Raw genomic sequence first — 18,607 nt, forward strand, 5'->3', positions numbered from 1 at the left:
AATTTGAGTTGTATTAATGTTTATCTCTGGTTGTTTTTTGTTTTATCAAAAACGTAATCTATAACTTCTTTATGTCTAATTTTTGAACGTGTAGAACTACCTGCTGCTGGTGCACCGTAAGGTCTTCTGCTAGCTGCTCTGAATTCTTTAGCTTCATCCAAATGCATTAGAAGATGACTGTAAGCACCCATGTTTCTAGGTTCTTCTTGAGCCCAAACAATATCTTCAGCGTTGTTATACTTTTTAATTATTTCTCTTATATTTTCAACAGGAAGTGGGAATAATTGCTCTATTCTAACTAAAGCCACATCATCTCTTTCTAATTTTTCTTGCTCCTCTAATAAGTCATAATAGAATTTACCCGTTACAAATACTAAAGTCTTAATTTTATCTGCTTTTGCTGAAGTATCATCAATTAACATTTGGAAACTTCCGTTTGCAAATTCATCTACTGAAGAAACTACTTTAGGATGACGTAATAAACTCTTTGGTGTAAATACAATAAGCGGCTTTCTGTAATTAGCTTTCATCTGTCTTCTCAACAAATGGAACATGTTAGCTGGCGTAGTACAATCTGCAACAAACATATTATCTTTTGCACACAGTTGTAAGTAACGCTCCATACGAGCTGATGAATGTTCCGCTCCCTGACCTTCGTAGCCATGAGGCAATAACATTACCAATCCGTTTTGGATTTTCCATTTATCTTCAGCTGCAGAAATATATTGATCTAGCATAATTTGAGCTCCATTACTGAAGTCTCCAAATTGCGCTTCCCAAATTGTAAGTGTATTAGGACTTGCCATAGCATAACCATAATCAAAACCTACAACACCATATTCTGAAAGTAGTGAGTTGAAAATATTGAATTGACCTTGATTTTCAGAAACATTCTTTAAAAGAATGATTTCCTCTTCACTGTCTTCTACTTTCACTACAGCATGACGATGAGAGAAGGTTCCACGCTCTACATCTTGTCCAGAAATTCTAACATTGAAACCTTCTTCTAAAAGTGTTCCGTATGCTAAATGCTCAGCCATAGCCCAATCTAATCGGTCTTCATCAAACATAGTTTGACGAGACTCCACTAATCTTTGAATCTTACGAATAAACTTTTTATCTTCTGGTAAGTTAGAAATGACTTTAGTAATCTGTTCTAAAGTTTCTTTAGGAACTGTTGTGTCAACAGGTTCCATCATCTTTATCTCAGTTACATTAGTAAAACCTTTCCACTCTTCCTGCATAAATGCAGTAATTTCTGTTTTATCTTCTTTACGAGAATCTTCTAATTTCTCTTCTAATTGTTCTTTATACTTAGCTTCTATGTGTTGAACATAACCTTCATCAATAACTCCTTCTTTCAACAATCGCTCTGCATAAATATCTCTTGGATTTTTATGCTTTGCTATAGCTTTATATAATAATGGTTGTGTAAACTTAGGCTCATCACCTTCGTTGTGACCATATTTTCTGTAACCTAACAAATCGATAAATACATCACGCTTAAATTTCATTCTAAACTGTAATGCAAATAAAGCAGCATGTACTACTGATTCTGCATCATCTGAATTCACATGAAGCACAGGAGACAATGTTACTTTTCCAACATCTGTACAATACGTACTAGATCTTGCGTCTAAATAATTAGTTGTAAAACCTATTTGGTTATTCACTACAATATGAATGGTTCCGTTAGTTTTATAACCATCTAACTTAGCCATTTGTACTACTTCGTACACTAAACCTTGACCAGCAATTGCGGCATCACCATGCACTACGATAGACAGTACTTGAGATGCATCTTCTATTTCAACTTTGTCTTGTTTAGCTCTTGTAATACCTTGTACCACGGCACCAACAGTTTCTAAATGCGATGGGTTTGGTGCTATGTTTAGGTTTATCTTTTTATTGTTATAGGTTTCACGATTACTTGTCCATCCTAAATGGTATTTTACATCACCATCAAAAACTTCTTCCTCATAATCTTTTCCATCAAATTCACTAAAAATATCTTTAGCAGATTTACCAAAAATATTTGTCAATGTACTTAAACGACCTCTGTGCGCCATTCCCATAACAAATTCTTTAACACCTTGGTCAGCTGCTCTTTCAATAATAGCATCAACTGCAGGAATTAAAGATTCATTACCTTCTAAGGAGAATCGTTTTTGCCCAACATACTTTGTATGTAAAAATGATTCAAACGATACCGCTTGGTTTAGCTTCTTGAGAATATATTTTTTCTCATCAGCTGTAAACTTCGGATGATTATCGTTGATATTTAGCTTTTCTTGAATCCACTGAATTTCTTCAGGTTGTCTTATATACATATATTCTACACCAATAGAATCGCAATAAATACTTTCTAAATGGTCTATAATAACCTGAAGTGTTGCCGACCCAATACCTAAAACCTCACCAGCAGAAAACTTAGTATTCAAATCGTTTTGGGACAATCCGAAATTTTCTATCTCTAAGGTTGGAGCGTACTTTCGTCTTGCTCTAACTGGGTTGGTTTTTGTAAAAAGGTGACCTCTATTTCTATAGCCATCTATAAGTTTTAGAACCTGAAATTCTTTTTGAAGTTGTTCTGGTATTTGAGCAGAAACACCTTCAACGATTTCTCCATCTAGTCCATAATTTTCTGAACCAAAATCGTAACCTTGAAAAAAGGCACGCCAACTTGGTTCTATTGAATCAGGATTTTTTTGGTATTGTTCGTATAAATCAGCAAAGTATGCTGTATGTGCTGCGTTGAGAAAGGAATATTTATCCATTATTTTTTATGAGACGTTGTCGTTTCAACAAAATTTATTCAAAAATACAACTTTTACTAAACATAGATATCGTTTTATTATATTTATAACAAATAGCAAATAACTATTTTCAATATGACAAATAATAATTCAAATAAGCTTAGAAAAAATATTATAATCAGCCTTTTCGTCTGTTTTTTTATCAGTTCTTCATTTTCTCAAAATCTGGACTCAAATTCTAGTACCTTTTGGCAAAACGTACAGTTTGGAGGTGGACTTGGCCTTAATTTTGGCGATGGCTTTTTTAGTGGTGCCATTGCACCTAATGCTATTTATAGATTTAGCCCATATGTTGCCACTGGAGTTGGTTTAAATTTTCAATATAGCTCACAAAAAGATGTTTTTAAATCTACTGTTGTTGGCGCTAGTGTATTGGGATTATTTAATCCTTATAGAGAGTTACAAATCTCAACTGAGTTTGAACAACTTCATGTTAATAGAGATTTTGATCAAAATTTTGTACCCAACGAAGATGACGAGTATTGGTATCCTGCTTTATTTTTAGGATTAGGTTACAGCAATGGTAACGTGACTTTTGGTATTAGGTACGACATATTGTATGATGAAGATAAAAGTATTCAAAACCAAGCATGGATGCCTTTTGTGAGGTTTTGGTTTTAGAAAAAATTCTCAAATTTCAATAAAGGATAAATTGAATAACATAGCAAAAAGATTACTTTTTTATTGGGCAACAAGTTTTATTATTGCAGCTACTTTCTATAATATTTTGCGGATGATAATGCCCAGCCATAAAGTGTTTGGCGCACTATTCAGAATGTTTTTATACCATTGGGAATATCCTATTTCATTTATTGCTATACCGTGTTTTTTCTATGGGATCTTGGCAACAATATTTACTAAAACCTTTATAAAACAAACAATAACTAAGCAAATTCTACTTACCCTTTTGATAATATCTCTAACAATTCTTCTAAGTTCACCTTTTGGCGGAATATTATGGCATTATTACGATATGAAAGCAGGTTATTTCCCTTCAAACTGGATTTTTAAAATGATAAAAAATGGCTTTGTACAAGGCTTTAAAATTGGTTGGCTTATAATTCTACTATCTTTTCCTTACAATATATTAGGCGCTATTGCTTGCTATTTTTTAACAAAAAAAGGAAGTAAATTACTTACTTAGACCAGAATAAGTATTTACACCCATGAAAAGGACAAAGTAGGCTTCTATTTGTACTTTGCTTTATACCATACCTTTTGCCATTCACGTTGAAGAATTAAAAACGTGACCTCATCAGATAATTGAACTACATCACTTCCATCTAAAGCTTTGATTTTAGATTCAGATACATCTATTATATAAAGTAAATTAAGATACTCTGAAAATTTGTTCTGAATGAGATGAAATAATGTCTCTTGTAATACAAGTTTTAGGCTTGTAGGTAAAGTGTCTTCATTAAATTCTAGATCCACATTAGCATACAGTAAATCTTTATTAAGCTGAAAAATCAATTTCTTGTAAAGATCCAAGCTATTAGCTTCTTCTATCAAAGCATCAAAAGTAGCTGGTAAATTCATTAAACCTTTCTATTCATTAATTGCTCACCAAATAATTGCAAGAGTTGCTTTTTCTCTTCTGAGATATTTAAGCCTTTCAACACTTCAAAAGCTTTATTGGTATAATCCTTAACTGCTCTTTGAGTAACTTCAGAAGCTCCTGAACTGTTGTAAAGTGATTTTACAGATGCTATTTTTTCACTTTCAGAAATGGAATCGTTATTGATAATATTCAACAAACTAGATTGTTCCTTTTCAGTTCCTAATTCTAGAGTCTTTAAATACAAATACGTTTTTTTGTTTTCTAGAATATCTCCTCCTACTTGCTTACCAAAGGTTTCTGGATTACCAAAAGCATCTAAATAATCATCTTGAAGCTGAAAAGCAATACCTAGATAGCGTCCAAAATCATAAATACCATCTTGATCTTGTTCTGAAGCTTCGGCTACAATGGCTCCCATTTTCATAGCTGCACCAACCAAAACCGCTGTTTTATACTCTATCATTTTAAGATATTCGGGTATTGTAACGTCGTTTCGTGTTTCAAAATCAATATCATATTGCTGCCCTTCACAAACCTCCAACGCTGTTTTGCTAAATAACTTTGCTAAAGATTGAAATATTTTTGGTTCATAATTTTCAAACAATTGATAGGCTAAAATCAACATGGCATCTCCTGAAAGAATACCTGTGTTAATATTCCACTTTTCATGTACAGTTTGTTGACCTCTTCTTAAAGGAGCATCATCCATAATATCGTCATGAACCAAAGAGAAGTTATGAAACACCTCAACAGAAAGTGCCGCATCTAATGCCTTTTTCGCCTGTACACCAAAAACTTCAGCAGTCATTAGAGTTAAAACTGGTCGAAGTCGTTTTCCACCTAACTTTAATATATAATTAATAGGAGCATAAAGATTCTCTGGCTCTTTACTAACTGCAAAATCTTCTAGATAATTAATAAAAGATTTCTGGTAAGCTTCAATGTTTTGCATGACACAAAAATAATGCTTTGCATCAATTTTAAGACAATATTATTCATGTTAAATAATTATTAAAACGTTGGAAACTTTTTTTGTTTTTAAAGTTTCCTGTTGTAGATTTGCGCCTTAATTATGAAAAAAGACATTTTAAAAACGGCTGTTGAACTCTTTCTAACCTATGGTTTTAAGAGTGTTACCATGGATGATATTGCCAATGCACTTGGTATGTCCAAAAAAACCATCTACCAATATTTTGAAAACAAAACTGTATTAGTAGAAGAATCTGTAATGTATTTGTTTCAAACTATTTCTAGTGGTATTGAAGATATTCGTGATTTAGAAAAAAATCCTATTGAGGAAATTTTTGAAATCAAAAGGTTTTTAATGAAAAACCTAAAAGATGAAAAATCATCACCTCAATACCAATTAGAAAAATATTATCCAAAAATTTTTAAGGATATAAAGGAAAGACAATTCTGTGTTATGGAAGATTGTGTAACCTGCAATCTAGAGCGTGGAGTAAAGATGGGTTTATATAGAAAGGACATCAATGTAGATTTTGTTTCCAAAATATATTTCACTTGCATGATGGCCTTAAAAGATAAAGAACTATTCCCACTAGATAACTTCTCAATGCAAACATTAATGAACAATTATTTAGAATATCATTTGCGAGGTATTTGTACATCTAATGGTATAGAATTAATAGACAATTATTTAAAAATCAATCAGAATTAACTATAAAATCAATCAAAAGAATGAGACACAAACTCATATTATTTATTTGTATAATCACCACATCACTTAGTTTTTCTCAAGAACAACCAACGAGTTTTTCTTTACAAGAAGCTATTGATTATGCTTTAGAAAATAATCGAACAGCAATTAATGCGGCCAAAGATATTGATGCTGCAGAAAAGCAAAAATGGGAAACCACAGCATCGGGCTTACCTCAGTTAAGCGCTAGTGTAGATTATCAAAATTATTTAAAACAACAGGTGCAATTAATTCCTGCTGAATTTTTTGGTGGTCAAGCTGGTGAATTTGCAGAAGTTACCTTTGGCACCAAACAAAGCGTTACCGCTTTTGCAACGTTAAACCAAAAAGTCTTTGACGGTTCTTATTTGGTTGGTTTACAATCGGCAAAAGTCTATTTAGAAATTTCGAAAAATGCTAAAATTAAAACTGATTTAGAAGTTAGAAAGGCTGTAATTGATGCTTATGGCAATGTACTTTTGGCTGAAGAAAGTGTTCAAATTTTAGAACGTAACATCGATGTTCTTGAAAAAAACCTTTATGAAACCAATAAAATATTCGAAAACGGATTGGAAGAAGAGGAAAGCGTAGAACAATTAAAAATTACACTTTCTGGCGTAAAAAGTAATCTAAACAATACTACGAGATTAAAAACTTTGGCTTACCAAATGCTAAATATCACTTTAGGAAGAGATATTAACGCAGAATTAATTCTAAGTGATTCTCTAGAATCTCTTACAGAAGAAAATATTTCACTTAGCTTACTTGAGGTTGATGCAAATCCAGAAAACAATATTGATTTTCTAATAGCTGAAAACGACAAGAAGTCTAAAGAGCTTTTATTGAAACTTGAAAAAAGTAAAGCGCTCCCAACATTAAACGCCTTTTTAAATGGTGGTTACTCTGGATATAGTGACGAATTTACGTTTGCTAAAAGTAGCCAAGATTGGTTTGGATCATCATTGTTTGGTTTAAATCTGAGTATTCCCATTTTTAGTTCAGGTATGCGAAGTGCTTCAACACAAAGAGCTCAAATTAATTTGGAAAAATCTCAAACCGATTTAACGGAGACCGAACAAACTATAAAGCTACAAATAGCATCTGCAAAAAGTGATTATCAGTTTGCCATTGAAGATTACCAAAACAAGCAAGAAAATCTAAAACTCGCAGAACGTATAGAAAACAAAAATCAAACAAAGTTTTTTGAAGGTATTGGTTCTAGTTTTGAGTTACGCCAAGCACAAACGCAGCTCTATACTGCTCAGCAAGAATTATTACAAGCCATGCTAGACGTTATTAATACCAAAGCAGAGTTAGAAACAGCACTAAACACCATTTCACCAAAATAATCAATCAAAAGAAACGAATTATGAAAAAAATATATTCCATACTATTATTATCGATTCTTTTAGCCTCATGCGGAGAGCAAAAAAAGAATTCTGTAGAAAAAGTTCTAGAAAGCGATAACCTAGAAACCATAAGAAAAAAACGTGGTGAGTTAGTTAACGAGCAAGATGCCATTAACGAAAAAATAAAGTTATTGGATGAAAAAATTGCAACTTTAGATACTGTACAACACGTTCCTTTAATTACTACAATCACTGCCAAAACCGAAGAGTTTAAGCATATTTTAGAACTTCAAGGAAACGTCACCACAAAAGATCTTTTGGTTATTACACCAGAGTATAATGGTATTCTAACTAACGTATATGTAAAGGAAGGGCAACAAGTTAGTAAAGGACAAACACTAGCAAAAATTGATGATGGTGGCTTAAGTCAACAGCTAGCACAATTAAAAATCCAGGCTGATTTAGCAAAAACCACTTACGAACGTCAAAAGCGTCTTTGGGATCAAAATATAGGTAGTGAAATTCAGTATTTACAAGCTAAGTCTACTTACGAATCTCAACAAGAAGCGGTAAATCAAATGCAACAGCAAATTGCAAAAACTGTAGTAAAAGCTCCTTTTTCTGGAACTATTGATGATGTTATCACTGAGCAAGGAAGTGTTGTCGCTGCTGGTGTGTCCTCATTAATGCGTATTGTAAATCTTAACAACATGTATATCGAAACTGAAGTTCCGGAGCGCTATGTTAGCAATGTTACTAAAGGAAGAGATGTTATTGTTGAACTTCCTGTTCTAAACAAGAAAATTGACACTAAAATTCGTCAAGCAGGTGATGTTATCAATCCTGCAAACAGAACCTTTAAAGTTGAAATTGAAGTGCCTAATAAAGATAAATCTATAAAGCCAAACCTTACTGCTAAGTTAAAGATTAACGATTACACAAATGAAGAAGCCATTCTTATTCCTCAAAGTGTAATTTCAGAAAATGCTGAAGGTGAGCAATACGTTTATGTGGTTACAAACAAAAACGAAAAAGGTATTGGCAATGCCAAACGTGTCATTATTGAAACAGGAAAAACTCAAGGAGATGTTATAGAGGTTTTAAGTGGCTTAGAAACCGGAGCAGAAATTATTAAAGAAGGTGCGCGTAGTGTTAGAGACGGACAATCTGTAGAGGTAATCAACTATAAAGAAGAAGGTAATGGCAAATAAAAAGAAGAAAAATACAGATAAGGAATTTGGCTTATCATCGTGGGCAATCAACAACAAAACCACGATGAATGTCTTAATTTTGGTTTTCTTCTATGTTGGTATAACTGCATTTTTCAGTATGCCAAGAGAAAATTTTCCTGAGGTTAACGAAACCAAAATCTATATTAGCACATTATTCCCAGGAAATACTGCTGAGGATATTGAAAAACTTATCACAGATCCACTAGAAGACGAACTAAAAACCGTGAGTAATGTCGTTGAAATTACCTCAACGTCTCAAGAAGATTACTCTATGGTTATTGTGGAGTTTGATGAAGGACTAACCGTAGAACAGGCAAAACAAAAGGTAAAGGATGAAGTTGATACCGAAACCGCTAGTGAAGATTGGCCGACGTTTAACGGAGCCAAAGTAGAACCAGATGTTTTTGAACTAAGCCTTTCGGAAGAAATGCCTATTCTAAACATTAATATTTCTGGTGATTACCCAATTGAAAAACTTAAAGATTATGCTGAATATCTTCAAGATGAAATTGAAGATTTACAAGAAATCAAAAAAGCAGACATCAGAGGTGCTCAAGAAAAAGAGGTTGAAGTTGCCGTAGACATATATAAAATGATGGCTGCAAAAGTGACATTTAATGATATTATTGGTGCTATCGGAAACGGCAATCTTACACAATCTGCAGGCAACTTAAAAGCAAGTGGGCAGCGTCGTACTATAAGAGTTATTGGTGAAATTGAAGACCCTGCTGAGCTAGAAAATTTTGTCGTAAAAGCTGAAAACGGTAATGCTATTTACCTTAAAGATGTTGCAACTGTAGCTTTTAAGGAAGAAGACAAAACTACTTTCGCCAGAATGTCTGGTGAACCTGTTGTGATGCTCGATGTAAAGAAACGTGCCGGAAAAAACATGGTCGCAGCTGCTGAGCAAATTCAAGTAATAGTTCAAGATGCTGTTGACAATGAGTTCCCTCAAGATTTGGAAGTTTCTATAACAAATGATCAATCCTCTGTAACTATTGGTCAGGTTGATGATTTAGTAAATAATATAATCTTTGGTGTTATACTCGTTGTAACGGTATTGATGTTCTTCTTAGGATTTAAGAATGCACTATTCGTTGGTTTTGCAATACCAATGTCTATGTTTATGTCGCTTATGATTCTGAACCTTATTGGCTATAGTTTAAATACTATGGTACTTTTTGGACTTATCATGGGTCTTGGGATGTTGGTAGATAACGGAATTGTAGTTGTTGAAAACGTCTATAGATTGATGGATGAAGAAGGCATGAGTCGTAAAGAAGCTGCTAAAATGGGGATTGGAGAGATTGCTTTTCCTATTATCATTTCAACCTTAACAACAGTTGCGGCTTTCGTTCCGCTCGGTCTATGGCCAGGAATTATGGGTGAGTTTATGAAAATTTTACCTATAACATTGTCAATTGTTTTAGGCTCTTCATTGTTTGTGGCGATTTTCTTTAACTCTGTTTTAGTATCACGCTACATGACTACTGAAGACAAGGACATGCCTTTAAAGCAGATTATTAAAACTACGGTTATTGTAGCCGTTATTGGTGTACTCATTCTTTTGGTTGGTGGTGCTTACAGAGGTCTTGGAACCATCATGATCTTTACAGCTATAATGCTTTGGGCTTACCGATTATTTATTAGAAACTGGGCAAACAGTTTCCAAAACAAAGCCTTGGTAAAATTAGAAGGTTGGTACGAAGGCCAATTACGTTGGGCACTTTCTAAGAGAAAGCCTTATATTCTAAGTTTGGGTACATTCTTATTACTTATTGCGGCTTTTATAGCTTTTGGAATCTCTTTAGCAACACAACGTACTAAGGTTGAATTTTTCCCAGACAATAAACCAACTCAAATTATTGTCTACATTGAATATCCTGAAGGCACAGCCATCGAGAAAACAAATGAAATCACTAAACAGATTGAAAAACGTGTATATGCTGTTATTAACGACAGTCAATATATGGATGGAGACAGAAACTTTCTTGTAGAAAGTGCAGTATCTCAGGTTGGTGAAGGTGCAGGTAATCCACAAACCGATGGTGGATCTGCTGCAGAAATGCCTCATAAAGCCAAGATTACGGCCTCAATGCGTGAGTATAAATACCGTCGTGGCGAAGACAGTGAGTTATTGCGTCAAAAAGTTCAGGAAGCACTAGTTGGAATTTATCCTGGGGTTCTTATTTCTGTTGAAAAAGATGCCAACGGACCACCAGCGGGTTCACCTATCAACATTGAAATTGAAGGTAGCGATTATGATGAGCTAATTGTAACTTCAGAAAGAATGCGTGAGTTTATCAACTCTAAAAATATTGCTGGTATTGATGAACTTAAAATCGACGTTAACAAAGATAAACCTTCAATGGTTGTTGAAGTTGATAGAGAAAAAGCTGGTGAACTTGGTGTTAGTGCTAAGCAAATTGGTGACCAACTACGTAATTCAATTTTTGGAGCCAAAGCTGGTATTTACAAAGAAGATGGAGATGATTTTGATATCTACGTAAGATTCAATAAAGACAACAGATATAATACGAGTGCACTTTTCAATCAGAATATTACGTTTAGAGACAATACGGGTCAGATTAAAGAAATACCTCTATCTGCTGTTGCAAAACAGAAAAACAATTCTGGATTTAGCGCTATAAAACACAAAGACACTAAACGTGTGGTTACTGTGTATTCTGCTTTAGCACCTGGTTATACAGATGCAGGAGCTATTGTAAATCAAATTCAGAATGAAATGAAGAGCTTTAAAGGGCTTCCAGAAGGTATCAAAATTGATTATACGGGACAGATTGAAGAACAAAACAAGCAAATGGCGTTCTTAGTGGGTGCTTTTTTCACTGGATTAGGATTAATATTCTTCATATTGATTTTCCAATTTAATTCCATTTCAAAACCAGCAATTATTATGCTTGCTATTTTCTTGAGTTTCATTGGAGTGTTTGGAGGTATCGTATTATCAGGAAGCGCCTTCGTTATTATGATGACGATGGTTGGTATTATCTCACTTGCCGGAATTGTAGTAAATAATGGTGTGGTATTATTAGATTATGCTCAACTTCTTATCGATAGAAAGAAAAACCAACTCGATCTAGATGAAGACCAATATCTAACTAAACAACACCTGTACGAAAGTATAGTTAAAGCTGGTAAAGCACGTCTTAGACCAGTATTGTTAACAGCAATTACAACTATATTAGGTTTAATTCCACTGGCGATAGGACTCAACATTAACTTCTTTACGCTAGCTTCAGATTTTGATGCTAACATTTATATGGGAGGTGATAACGTAGTATTCTGGGGACCTTTGGCTTGGACAGTAATTTATGGTCTCTTAATCGCTACATTCCTAACGCTCATTGTAGTACCAATCTTATTCTATCTTAGTGTTAGATTAAAAATGTGGATACACAAAGACCGCGTGGCAAATACAGAAACTCAAACTGACCTACAAGAGCCATTCAATATGGATAAAAGAATAGAAGGTCAACATTAAAAGTTTTTCTATTCAGAAAAAACAACCTTTATCTTACTAAGAAGGTTTGATTAATAGCAGAAAAAGTCTCAACAATTGTTGGGGCTTTTTTATTTGTTAATCATTTAACTTCATTAAATTTGCATCCGCATTCACCCTAGCATTTCGCAACGGTGAAGATTATAAAATTTAGATATGTACAGAAGTCATAATTGTGGTGAATTAAGAGCCACAGATAGCAATGCAAAAGTTACCCTTTCAGGATGGGTTCAAGGAGTTAGAGATAAAGGATTTATGGTGTATGTTGATTTAAGAGATCGATATGGTATTACACAACTTTATTTTGATGAGGAGCGTACACCAAAGGACATCTTGGATAGAGCTCAAAAATTAGGTAGAGAGTTTGTAGTGCAAGTGAAAGGAACTGTTGTAGAGCGTGCTTCTAAAAACCCAAATATTCCAACTGGTGATATTGAAGTTTTAGTTTCTGAATTGAATGTTCTTAATACTTCTTTAGTACCTCCATTTACTATTGAAGATAAAACCGATGGTGGTGATGACCTACGAATGAAATATCGTTACTTAGATATTCGTCGTAATCCTGTGAAGAATAGTTTAATCTTCAGACATAAAGTCGCTCAAGCTGTTAGAAATTATCTTTCTAATGACGGTTTTATTGAAGTTGAAACTCCATACTTAATAAAGTCTACACCTGAAGGTGCTCGTGATTTTGTGGTGCCTTCTCGTATGAATGAAGGTCAATTTTATGCCTTGCCACAGTCACCTCAAACTTTTAAGCAATTGCTTATGGTTGGTGGCATGGATAAATATTTTCAGATTGTAAAATGTTTTAGAGATGAAGATCTTCGTGCCGATCGCCAGCCAGAGTTCACACAAATAGACTGTGAATTGGCATTTGTTGAGCAAGAAGATATTTTAAATACTTTTGAAGGCTTAACACGTCACTTATTAAAAGAAGTAAATGGTGTTGAAGTCGATAAGTTCCCAAGAATGCTATACGATGACGCTATGCGTTTGTACGGAAATGACAAACCAGACATTAGATTTGGAATGGAATTTGGCGAATTAAATGACGTTGCCAAACATAAAGATTTCAATGTATTCAATTCAGCTGAATTGGTAGTTGGTATTGCAGTACCTGGCGGAAATGCATACACAAGAAAAGAAATAGACAAACTTATTGATTGGGTAAAGCGTCCACAAGTTGGTGCTTTAGGAATGGTGTATTGTCGTTGTAATGAAGATGGTACTTTCAAATCTTCTGTAGATAAGTTTTATGATCAAGACGATTTAGCAAAATGGGCAGAAGTGACTGGAGCAAAAGCTGGTGATTTAATCTGTGTGCTTTCAGGAAATACTAATAAAGTGAGAGCGCAATTAAGTGCTTTACGTATGGAATTAGCAGAACGTTTAGGCTTACGTAAACCAGACGAATTCGCACCACTTTGGGTTATGGATTTCCCACTTTTAGAATGGGATGAAGATACTGAGCGCTACCACGCAATGCACCATCCATTCACGTCTCCAAAACCAGGTCAATTAGAATTATTAGATTCTAAACCAGGAGAAGTAAAGGCTAATGCTTACGATTTAGTATTAAATGGTAACGAAATTGGTGGTGGTTCTATTCGTATTCACGATAAAGCCACACAAGCTATTATGCTAAAACACCTAGGTTTTTCTGAAGAAGAAGCTAGAGCACAATTTGGTTTCTTAATGGATGCTTTTGAGTATGGAGCACCTCCACATGGTGGTATTGCATTTGGTTTAGACAGATTGGTTGCTATTTTAGGTGGACAAGAAACCATTAGAGATTTCATCGCCTTCCCTAAAAACAATTCGGGAAGAGATGTAATGATAGATGCACCTGCACCTATCGATGACGAACAACTTGAAGAATTAAATTTAAAACTAAATTTAAAATCATAATTATTAAATCCTGCAAAAGCAGGATTTTTTATTAGCTTTAGGTATGCCAACAAAATATAGTCTATTTAAGCGTATACTGATTTGGAGATATAAGAATATCTCCGAAAGGCAATTTATTTTTGTCTTAAGTATACTTGTTGGTTTTTTGGCAGGAATTGGCACTGTGGTTCTCAAAAACCTTACACATTATATAAGACTGCTTTTTGAATTATCACTATTCAAAAATTATCAAAATTCGCTATACTTTATTTTTCCAATTATCGGTTTGATTTTGGTTTACATCATCAAACAAACTTGGTTAAAAAAGCACATTGGTCATGGTATATCCTCTACGCTCTATGCTATTTCTAAACTTGGAGGTATTATTCCAAGATATAATATTTATGCAGGTTTAATAACCGCACCTTTGACAGCTGGTTTTGGTGGATCTGTTGGATTACAAGGTCCTGCCGTAAGTGTCGGTTCAGCATTAGGTTCTAATGTGGCGCGTCTATTTCACATGAATCAGAAAACTCGAATGCTTCTCATTGGTTGTGCTGCCGCAGGCGCTATGGCATCCATGTTCAAAGCTCCTATCGCAGCTATAATTTTTGCAGTTGAAATTTTTAGTCTAGATATTGCTTTCACTTCATTGATTCCATTACTTCTAGCTTCGGTTTCTGCCGTAGTAACATCCTACTTTTTTCTTGGAACAGATGTTCTACTTCGATTTGAGTTAATCGATAAGTTTCGCATACATGATATTGCTTTCTACTGCATTTTGGGACTCATTACAGCTTTAGCATCTGTATATTTTTCAAAGGTATTTTTTGCCATTACTAATTTCTTCAAACAGTTTGAAAGTAGAGCAAAACGTCTCTTAATTGGTGGTTTAGCCATAGGAACCATACTTTATTTCATTCCACCACTTTATGGTGAAGGTTACGGCATTATGAATAACCTTCTAAAAGGAGACCATTTAGCAGCTATAGGTAAAACTCCTTTTGATTTAGACTTATCTAACATCTGGATTGTTATCGCTTTATTACTAGGGATTTCTATTTTCAAAGCCATTGCGATGACAACAACATTTGGAGCTGGTGGTGTTGGTGGTGTTTTTATCCCAACCTTGGTAATGGGAAGTGCTTTGGGTAATGCTTTTGCAAAAGTTATTAATAATATAGGGCTGAACTTTCATGTGTCTGAATCTAACTTCACACTTATAGGGATGACAGGTTTAATGGCAGGTGTTTTACACGCACCACTTACGGCTATATTCTTAATTGCTGAAATTACAGGTGGTTACGAATTATTTGTACCTCTGATGATTGTTTCTGCCATATCTTTTACTATAACCAAATATTATATTTCGCATTCTATCTACACTTTGAAATTGGCTGAACGTGGTGAGTTAATGACCCACGATAAGGACAAAAACGTTCTTATGGTCTTGAATATTGACAAAGTGATTGAAACCAATTTCATTATTCTAAAACCAGAAATGAAATTACGTTATATCTTAAATAATGCCGTAGCAAAATCGTCTCGAAATCATTTTCCTGTGGTTGATGACGAGAATCACTTTTTGGGTGTGATTCGTTTGGATGATATTAGACACATGATGTTTGATGCTGACCTATACGATAAAGTAGATGCTGCCAGCTTAATGCATACCAACACTGATATTATTACGTACGAAAAAGATTCCATGAATATTATTATGGAAAAATTCAAAGCGAGTGGTGTTTGGAATTTACCTGTAATTAAAAATGGTAAATACTATGGTTACATTTCAAAATCTAAGCTATTAACTGCCTACAGAAGAGAACTCATTAACTTTACTACCTACTAAAATTTAAAAATGAAATTCATTAAGATTATAACTTTTATAGCATTTATAGCTTCTATTTCCAGTATTATCTGTGGTTTAATTTTAGATGTGGAATACACAGAGAAACTTATCGGACTTGGAGTGGTCGGTTTATTTTTGGTGGTATTTCCGTTGTTTTCTTATTACAGATGGAAGGACAAAAACATTCAAGATTACATGTTAACCAAGGAAAATCTTGATAAAATGAGAGAAAATCAGAAAGAAAAGAAGTATTAATTTTTTTTATTCATTAATACATTATACTTCGTAACACCTTTATTAGCAAGGGCTGAAGCCACATTAAAAAGACTTATTTTAACTCATTAATTTTCAATAAATTAAAATAAAACGATTTATTAACATACTGCGTTGGTTTATACATTACATTTGTGTTTTAATTTTTATTTATTTTATAATGACTGGAACAGTTAAATTTTTTAATGATTCAAAAGGATTTGGATTCATTACCAACGAAGAAACAGGAAAAGACATTTTCGTACACGTATCTAACCTTAATGGTTTAGAGCTTCGTGAAGGCGATAATGTAGAGTACACAGAAGAAGAAGGAAGAAAAGGAATGGTTGCTGCTAACGTAAGCATTCTTTAAGATATACTTATTATTACAGTTTCAACGCTCAACCCATGGTTGGGCGTTTTTTTATTTAAAAACTACAGGTACATTCTGTATAGGAATCTTTACAATGTAGTAAGGCTGTGTCATAACAGAAGTTGCTATGCCGTCAGGTGATTTCCGTAATACCTCAACCAAAAATTTATCCTTAGTTTCTTGAAAAACTAGGCTCAAGCTATGTCCTCCAGAGTTTTTTACAGCATCAAAAACTGCAATAATGCCGTACTTTGAAAAGTCTATTTGGGTTTCAGAAAAACTATCCGAAACTTTATTTACCGAGTCTATCTTAGTCAATAATTCCTTCCATTCACTTTCTGAGGTAATCACTAAATTTTGCTGCTCTATACCTTCAGATCCTGAACCATATAAATCACCTTTTCCTATAAGGATTACATCTTCTTTTACCATTTTAGCTTTATTTTCTGTGGATTTACAGTTTACTACTAACAATAAAATCACTATCCCTAATAACTTATGCATACTCTTTAGTTTTAATTCAAATTTCGTTTTTCAATAAAAAATCGCTTCATTAGTTCCGAAGCTTCATCAGCTAAAACACCACTAACAACCTTTGTTTTAGGATGTAATTTTGTTCCCATAGTATTAAAACCACGTTGCTCATCTGAAGCACCATACACTATTTTTGATATTTGGCTCCAATACAAAGCTCCTGCACACATTTGACAAGGTTCTAAAGTGACATAAAGTGTACAATTAGTGAGATACTTACCACCTAAAAAATTGGCTGCCGATGTAATGGCTTGCATTTCGGCATGAGCTGTAACATCATTTAATAATTCTGTTAGATTATGAGTTCTAGCAATTATTCTATCTTCAACTACAACAATTGCGCCAACAGGAATTTCACCTTTTTTAAAAGCAACCTCAGCTTCTTGAAGTGCTTTTTTCATAAAATAAGTGTCGTCAAATGGATTTATCATAGTTGTAAAAATACGATTTCAAAACCACACATAATTATTGCGGCAAGAAATTTGATACTAGCTTTTAAAGCTATTAATTATGAAAACAAATTATTCAATTTCTATTCCAAAACCTTGTCACGAAGATTGGTCCAAAATGACTCCTAATGAAAAAGGACGATTCTGTCTTTCCTGCTCCAAAACCGTTGTCGATTTTACTAAAATGAGTCCCGATGAAATTCAGGATTATATTGCTAATAACAAGAATCAACGTATCTGCGGACACATCAAGCAAAGTCAGCTAGACACAATTAATCTTAAAATTCCTGAAGCTATTTTAGTTCAACCTTTGAGCTTTCATAGAGTATTCTTATTGGCTTTACTTCTATCAATGGGATTAACATTATTTAATTGTGAAGATGAAAGGGGGAAAACTAAAAAAATTGAATCTATTGAAATAGTAAAACAGAATGAAAAAATTTCGGATACTAGTGAGATTAAGAAAAAAAGTGAGAAAATTGACTCTACAATCCCTATAAAAACCAAGTCTAAAAAACGTGATATAGATGATGTTGTTGTCGAAAGCATGATACTAACAACTGGAGATATTGCTGTTTTAGAAGAAAAACCTACTCCAATAGATTTAAAAAGTATCAAAAAACCTACTCAATGTAACAATCAAAAAACTGATAGTATTACAATACCAAATATTATTGGAGATATTATGCTTGAAGACAATATAGAAGAGGAAATTATTATTGGTTTTATTGTTGTTAATCAGCCACCAGAATTCTTGGACACACCAAAACAATTAACGACTGAAGAAAAGAAAACTTACTTTTCAGATCGCATACAAGAAATCATAAAAGAGAATTTTAATGAAAAAATTGGAGACAGTATTGGTTTAAAAGGTAAACAAAGAATTTTTACACAATTTAAAATTAACGAAACAGGAGAAGTAGAAAATATAAAAGTAAGAGCTCCACATCCTGTTTTTGAAGTAGAAGCCAAACGTGTTATAAATTTATTACCAAAATTTATACCTGGTAAACAAAGAGGTATAGCAATATCTGTGGTATATTATCTACCTATAACTTTTATAATTGATGACTAGAAAAA

Annotated in this window: 16 protein-coding genes; 11 read left to right on the top strand and 5 right to left on the bottom strand. The window is 33.6% G+C overall.

The features are described 5' to 3' along the window. Positions 1-20: 20 nt before the first annotated feature. Positions 21-2,777, bottom strand: coding sequence for a 2-oxoglutarate dehydrogenase E1 component (locus QGM60_RS11495; protein WP_281140390.1), 2,757 nt, complete (start codon positions 2,775-2,777; stop codon positions 21-23). 114 nt (positions 2,778-2,891) lie between these two features. Here QGM60_RS11495 and QGM60_RS11500 point away from each other — a divergent pair, with 114 nt between their 5' ends. Continuing rightward, on the top strand, positions 2,892-3,437 hold the full coding sequence (locus tag QGM60_RS11500; RefSeq protein WP_281140391.1) for an alpha-ketoglutarate decarboxylase: 546 nt from the start codon (positions 2,892-2,894) through the stop codon (positions 3,435-3,437). 112 nt (positions 3,438-3,549) lie between these two features. Continuing rightward, positions 3,550-3,960 (top strand): hypothetical protein, encoded by a 411-nt coding sequence (locus QGM60_RS11505; protein ID WP_281140392.1) that lies wholly within the window; start codon positions 3,550-3,552, stop codon positions 3,958-3,960. 44 nt (positions 3,961-4,004) lie between these two features. Here QGM60_RS11505 and QGM60_RS11510 read toward each other — a convergent pair whose 3' ends face one another. Further along, positions 4,005-4,355 (bottom strand): hypothetical protein, encoded by a 351-nt coding sequence (locus tag QGM60_RS11510; RefSeq protein WP_281140393.1) that lies wholly within the window; start codon positions 4,353-4,355, stop codon positions 4,005-4,007. Further along, the gene (locus QGM60_RS11515) at positions 4,355-5,329 is read right to left on the bottom strand and encodes a polyprenyl synthetase family protein (RefSeq protein WP_281140394.1); all 975 of its coding nucleotides are present in this window, start codon (positions 5,327-5,329) and stop codon (positions 4,355-4,357) included. Before QGM60_RS11515 ends, QGM60_RS11510 begins: the two co-directional genes overlap by 1 nt. A gap of 120 nt (positions 5,330-5,449) precedes the next feature. Here QGM60_RS11515 and QGM60_RS11520 point away from each other — a divergent pair, with 120 nt between their 5' ends. The 8 genes from QGM60_RS11520 to QGM60_RS11555 all read left to right on the top strand — a co-directional run bounded on the left by QGM60_RS11520 (position 5,450) and on the right by QGM60_RS11555 (position 16,544). Continuing rightward, a complete protein-coding gene (locus QGM60_RS11520) occupies positions 5,450-6,055 on the top strand; it encodes a TetR/AcrR family transcriptional regulator (RefSeq protein ID WP_281140395.1) in 606 nt (201 codons plus the stop codon). Positions 6,056-6,075: 20 nt separating this feature from the next. Continuing rightward, the gene (locus tag QGM60_RS11525) at positions 6,076-7,422 is read left to right on the top strand and encodes a TolC family protein (RefSeq protein ID WP_281140396.1); all 1,347 of its coding nucleotides are present in this window, start codon (positions 6,076-6,078) and stop codon (positions 7,420-7,422) included. A 20-nt stretch (positions 7,423-7,442) separates the two neighbouring features. Continuing rightward, on the top strand, positions 7,443-8,633 hold the full coding sequence (locus QGM60_RS11530) for an efflux RND transporter periplasmic adaptor subunit (protein ID WP_281140397.1): 1,191 nt from the start codon (positions 7,443-7,445) through the stop codon (positions 8,631-8,633). Next, positions 8,623-12,159, top strand: coding sequence for an efflux RND transporter permease subunit (locus tag QGM60_RS11535; RefSeq protein WP_281140398.1), 3,537 nt, complete (start codon positions 8,623-8,625; stop codon positions 12,157-12,159). The genes QGM60_RS11530 and QGM60_RS11535 overlap by 11 nt, the downstream gene beginning before the upstream one ends. A 174-nt stretch (positions 12,160-12,333) precedes the next feature. Beyond that, positions 12,334-14,088 (top strand): aspartate--tRNA ligase, encoded by a 1,755-nt coding sequence (gene aspS / locus QGM60_RS11540; protein ID WP_281140399.1) that lies wholly within the window; start codon positions 12,334-12,336, stop codon positions 14,086-14,088. A gap of 43 nt (positions 14,089-14,131) precedes the next feature. Continuing rightward, positions 14,132-15,919 carry a chloride channel protein gene (locus tag QGM60_RS11545; protein WP_281140400.1) on the top strand — a complete coding sequence of 596 codons (1,788 nt, stop codon included), beginning with the start codon at positions 14,132-14,134 and terminating at the stop codon, positions 15,917-15,919. Positions 15,920-15,928: 9 nt separating this feature from the next. Then, on the top strand, positions 15,929-16,174 hold the full coding sequence (locus tag QGM60_RS11550) for a hypothetical protein (protein ID WP_281140401.1): 246 nt from the start codon (positions 15,929-15,931) through the stop codon (positions 16,172-16,174). 178 nt (positions 16,175-16,352) lie between these two features. Beyond that, positions 16,353-16,544, top strand: a complete 192-nt coding sequence (locus QGM60_RS11555) for a cold shock domain-containing protein (protein ID WP_073085124.1) — start codon at positions 16,353-16,355, stop codon at positions 16,542-16,544. Between the two features lie 51 nt (positions 16,545-16,595). On the opposite strand, the gene QGM60_RS11560 is transcribed toward QGM60_RS11555, so the two are convergent. Next, positions 16,596-17,048, bottom strand: coding sequence for a protease complex subunit PrcB family protein (locus QGM60_RS11560; protein ID WP_281140402.1), 453 nt, complete (start codon positions 17,046-17,048; stop codon positions 16,596-16,598). Between the two features lie 11 nt (positions 17,049-17,059). Beyond that, a complete protein-coding gene (locus QGM60_RS11565) occupies positions 17,060-17,509 on the bottom strand; it encodes a nucleoside deaminase (protein WP_281140403.1) in 450 nt (149 codons plus the stop codon). 79 nt (positions 17,510-17,588) lie between these two features. Between QGM60_RS11565 and QGM60_RS11570 the strand changes: the two genes are divergently transcribed. Beyond that, positions 17,589-18,602 carry an energy transducer TonB gene (locus QGM60_RS11570; protein WP_281140404.1) on the top strand — a complete coding sequence of 338 codons (1,014 nt, stop codon included), beginning with the start codon at positions 17,589-17,591 and terminating at the stop codon, positions 18,600-18,602. The last annotated feature ends 5 nt before the right edge of the window (positions 18,603-18,607 follow it).

The organism is Winogradskyella sp. SYSU M77433 (assembly GCF_029911945.1).
Classification (GTDB): Bacteria; Bacteroidota; Bacteroidia; order Flavobacteriales; family Flavobacteriaceae; genus Winogradskyella.

Bases quoted from the DNA above. Each gene is read 5' to 3' on its own strand.
- aspS (WP_281140399.1), top strand. From the start codon at position 12,334: ATGTACAGAAGTCATAATTGTGGTGAATTAAGAGCCACAGATAGCAAT.
- QGM60_RS11565 (WP_281140403.1), bottom strand. From the start codon at position 17,509: ATGATAAATCCATTTGACGACACTTATTTTATGAAAAAAGCACTTCAA.
- QGM60_RS11500 (WP_281140391.1), top strand. From the start codon at position 2,892: ATGACAAATAATAATTCAAATAAGCTTAGAAAAAATATTATAATCAGC.
- QGM60_RS11535 (WP_281140398.1), top strand. From the start codon at position 8,623: ATGGCAAATAAAAAGAAGAAAAATACAGATAAGGAATTTGGCTTATCA.
- QGM60_RS11505 (WP_281140392.1), top strand. From the start codon at position 3,550: ATGATAATGCCCAGCCATAAAGTGTTTGGCGCACTATTCAGAATGTTT.
- QGM60_RS11560 (WP_281140402.1), bottom strand. From the start codon at position 17,048: ATGCATAAGTTATTAGGGATAGTGATTTTATTGTTAGTAGTAAACTGT.
- QGM60_RS11550 (WP_281140401.1), top strand. From the start codon at position 15,929: ATGAAATTCATTAAGATTATAACTTTTATAGCATTTATAGCTTCTATT.
- QGM60_RS11530 (WP_281140397.1), top strand. From the start codon at position 7,443: ATGAAAAAAATATATTCCATACTATTATTATCGATTCTTTTAGCCTCA.
- QGM60_RS11570 (WP_281140404.1), top strand. From the start codon at position 17,589: ATGAAAACAAATTATTCAATTTCTATTCCAAAACCTTGTCACGAAGAT.
- QGM60_RS11515 (WP_281140394.1), bottom strand. From the start codon at position 5,329: ATGCAAAACATTGAAGCTTACCAGAAATCTTTTATTAATTATCTAGAA.
- QGM60_RS11545 (WP_281140400.1), top strand. From the start codon at position 14,132: ATGCCAACAAAATATAGTCTATTTAAGCGTATACTGATTTGGAGATAT.
- QGM60_RS11495 (WP_281140390.1), bottom strand. From the start codon at position 2,777: ATGGATAAATATTCCTTTCTCAACGCAGCACATACAGCATACTTTGCT.
- QGM60_RS11525 (WP_281140396.1), top strand. From the start codon at position 6,076: ATGAGACACAAACTCATATTATTTATTTGTATAATCACCACATCACTT.
- QGM60_RS11555 (WP_073085124.1), top strand. From the start codon at position 16,353: ATGACTGGAACAGTTAAATTTTTTAATGATTCAAAAGGATTTGGATTC.
- QGM60_RS11510 (WP_281140393.1), bottom strand. From the start codon at position 4,355: ATGAATTTACCAGCTACTTTTGATGCTTTGATAGAAGAAGCTAATAGC.
- QGM60_RS11520 (WP_281140395.1), top strand. From the start codon at position 5,450: ATGAAAAAAGACATTTTAAAAACGGCTGTTGAACTCTTTCTAACCTAT.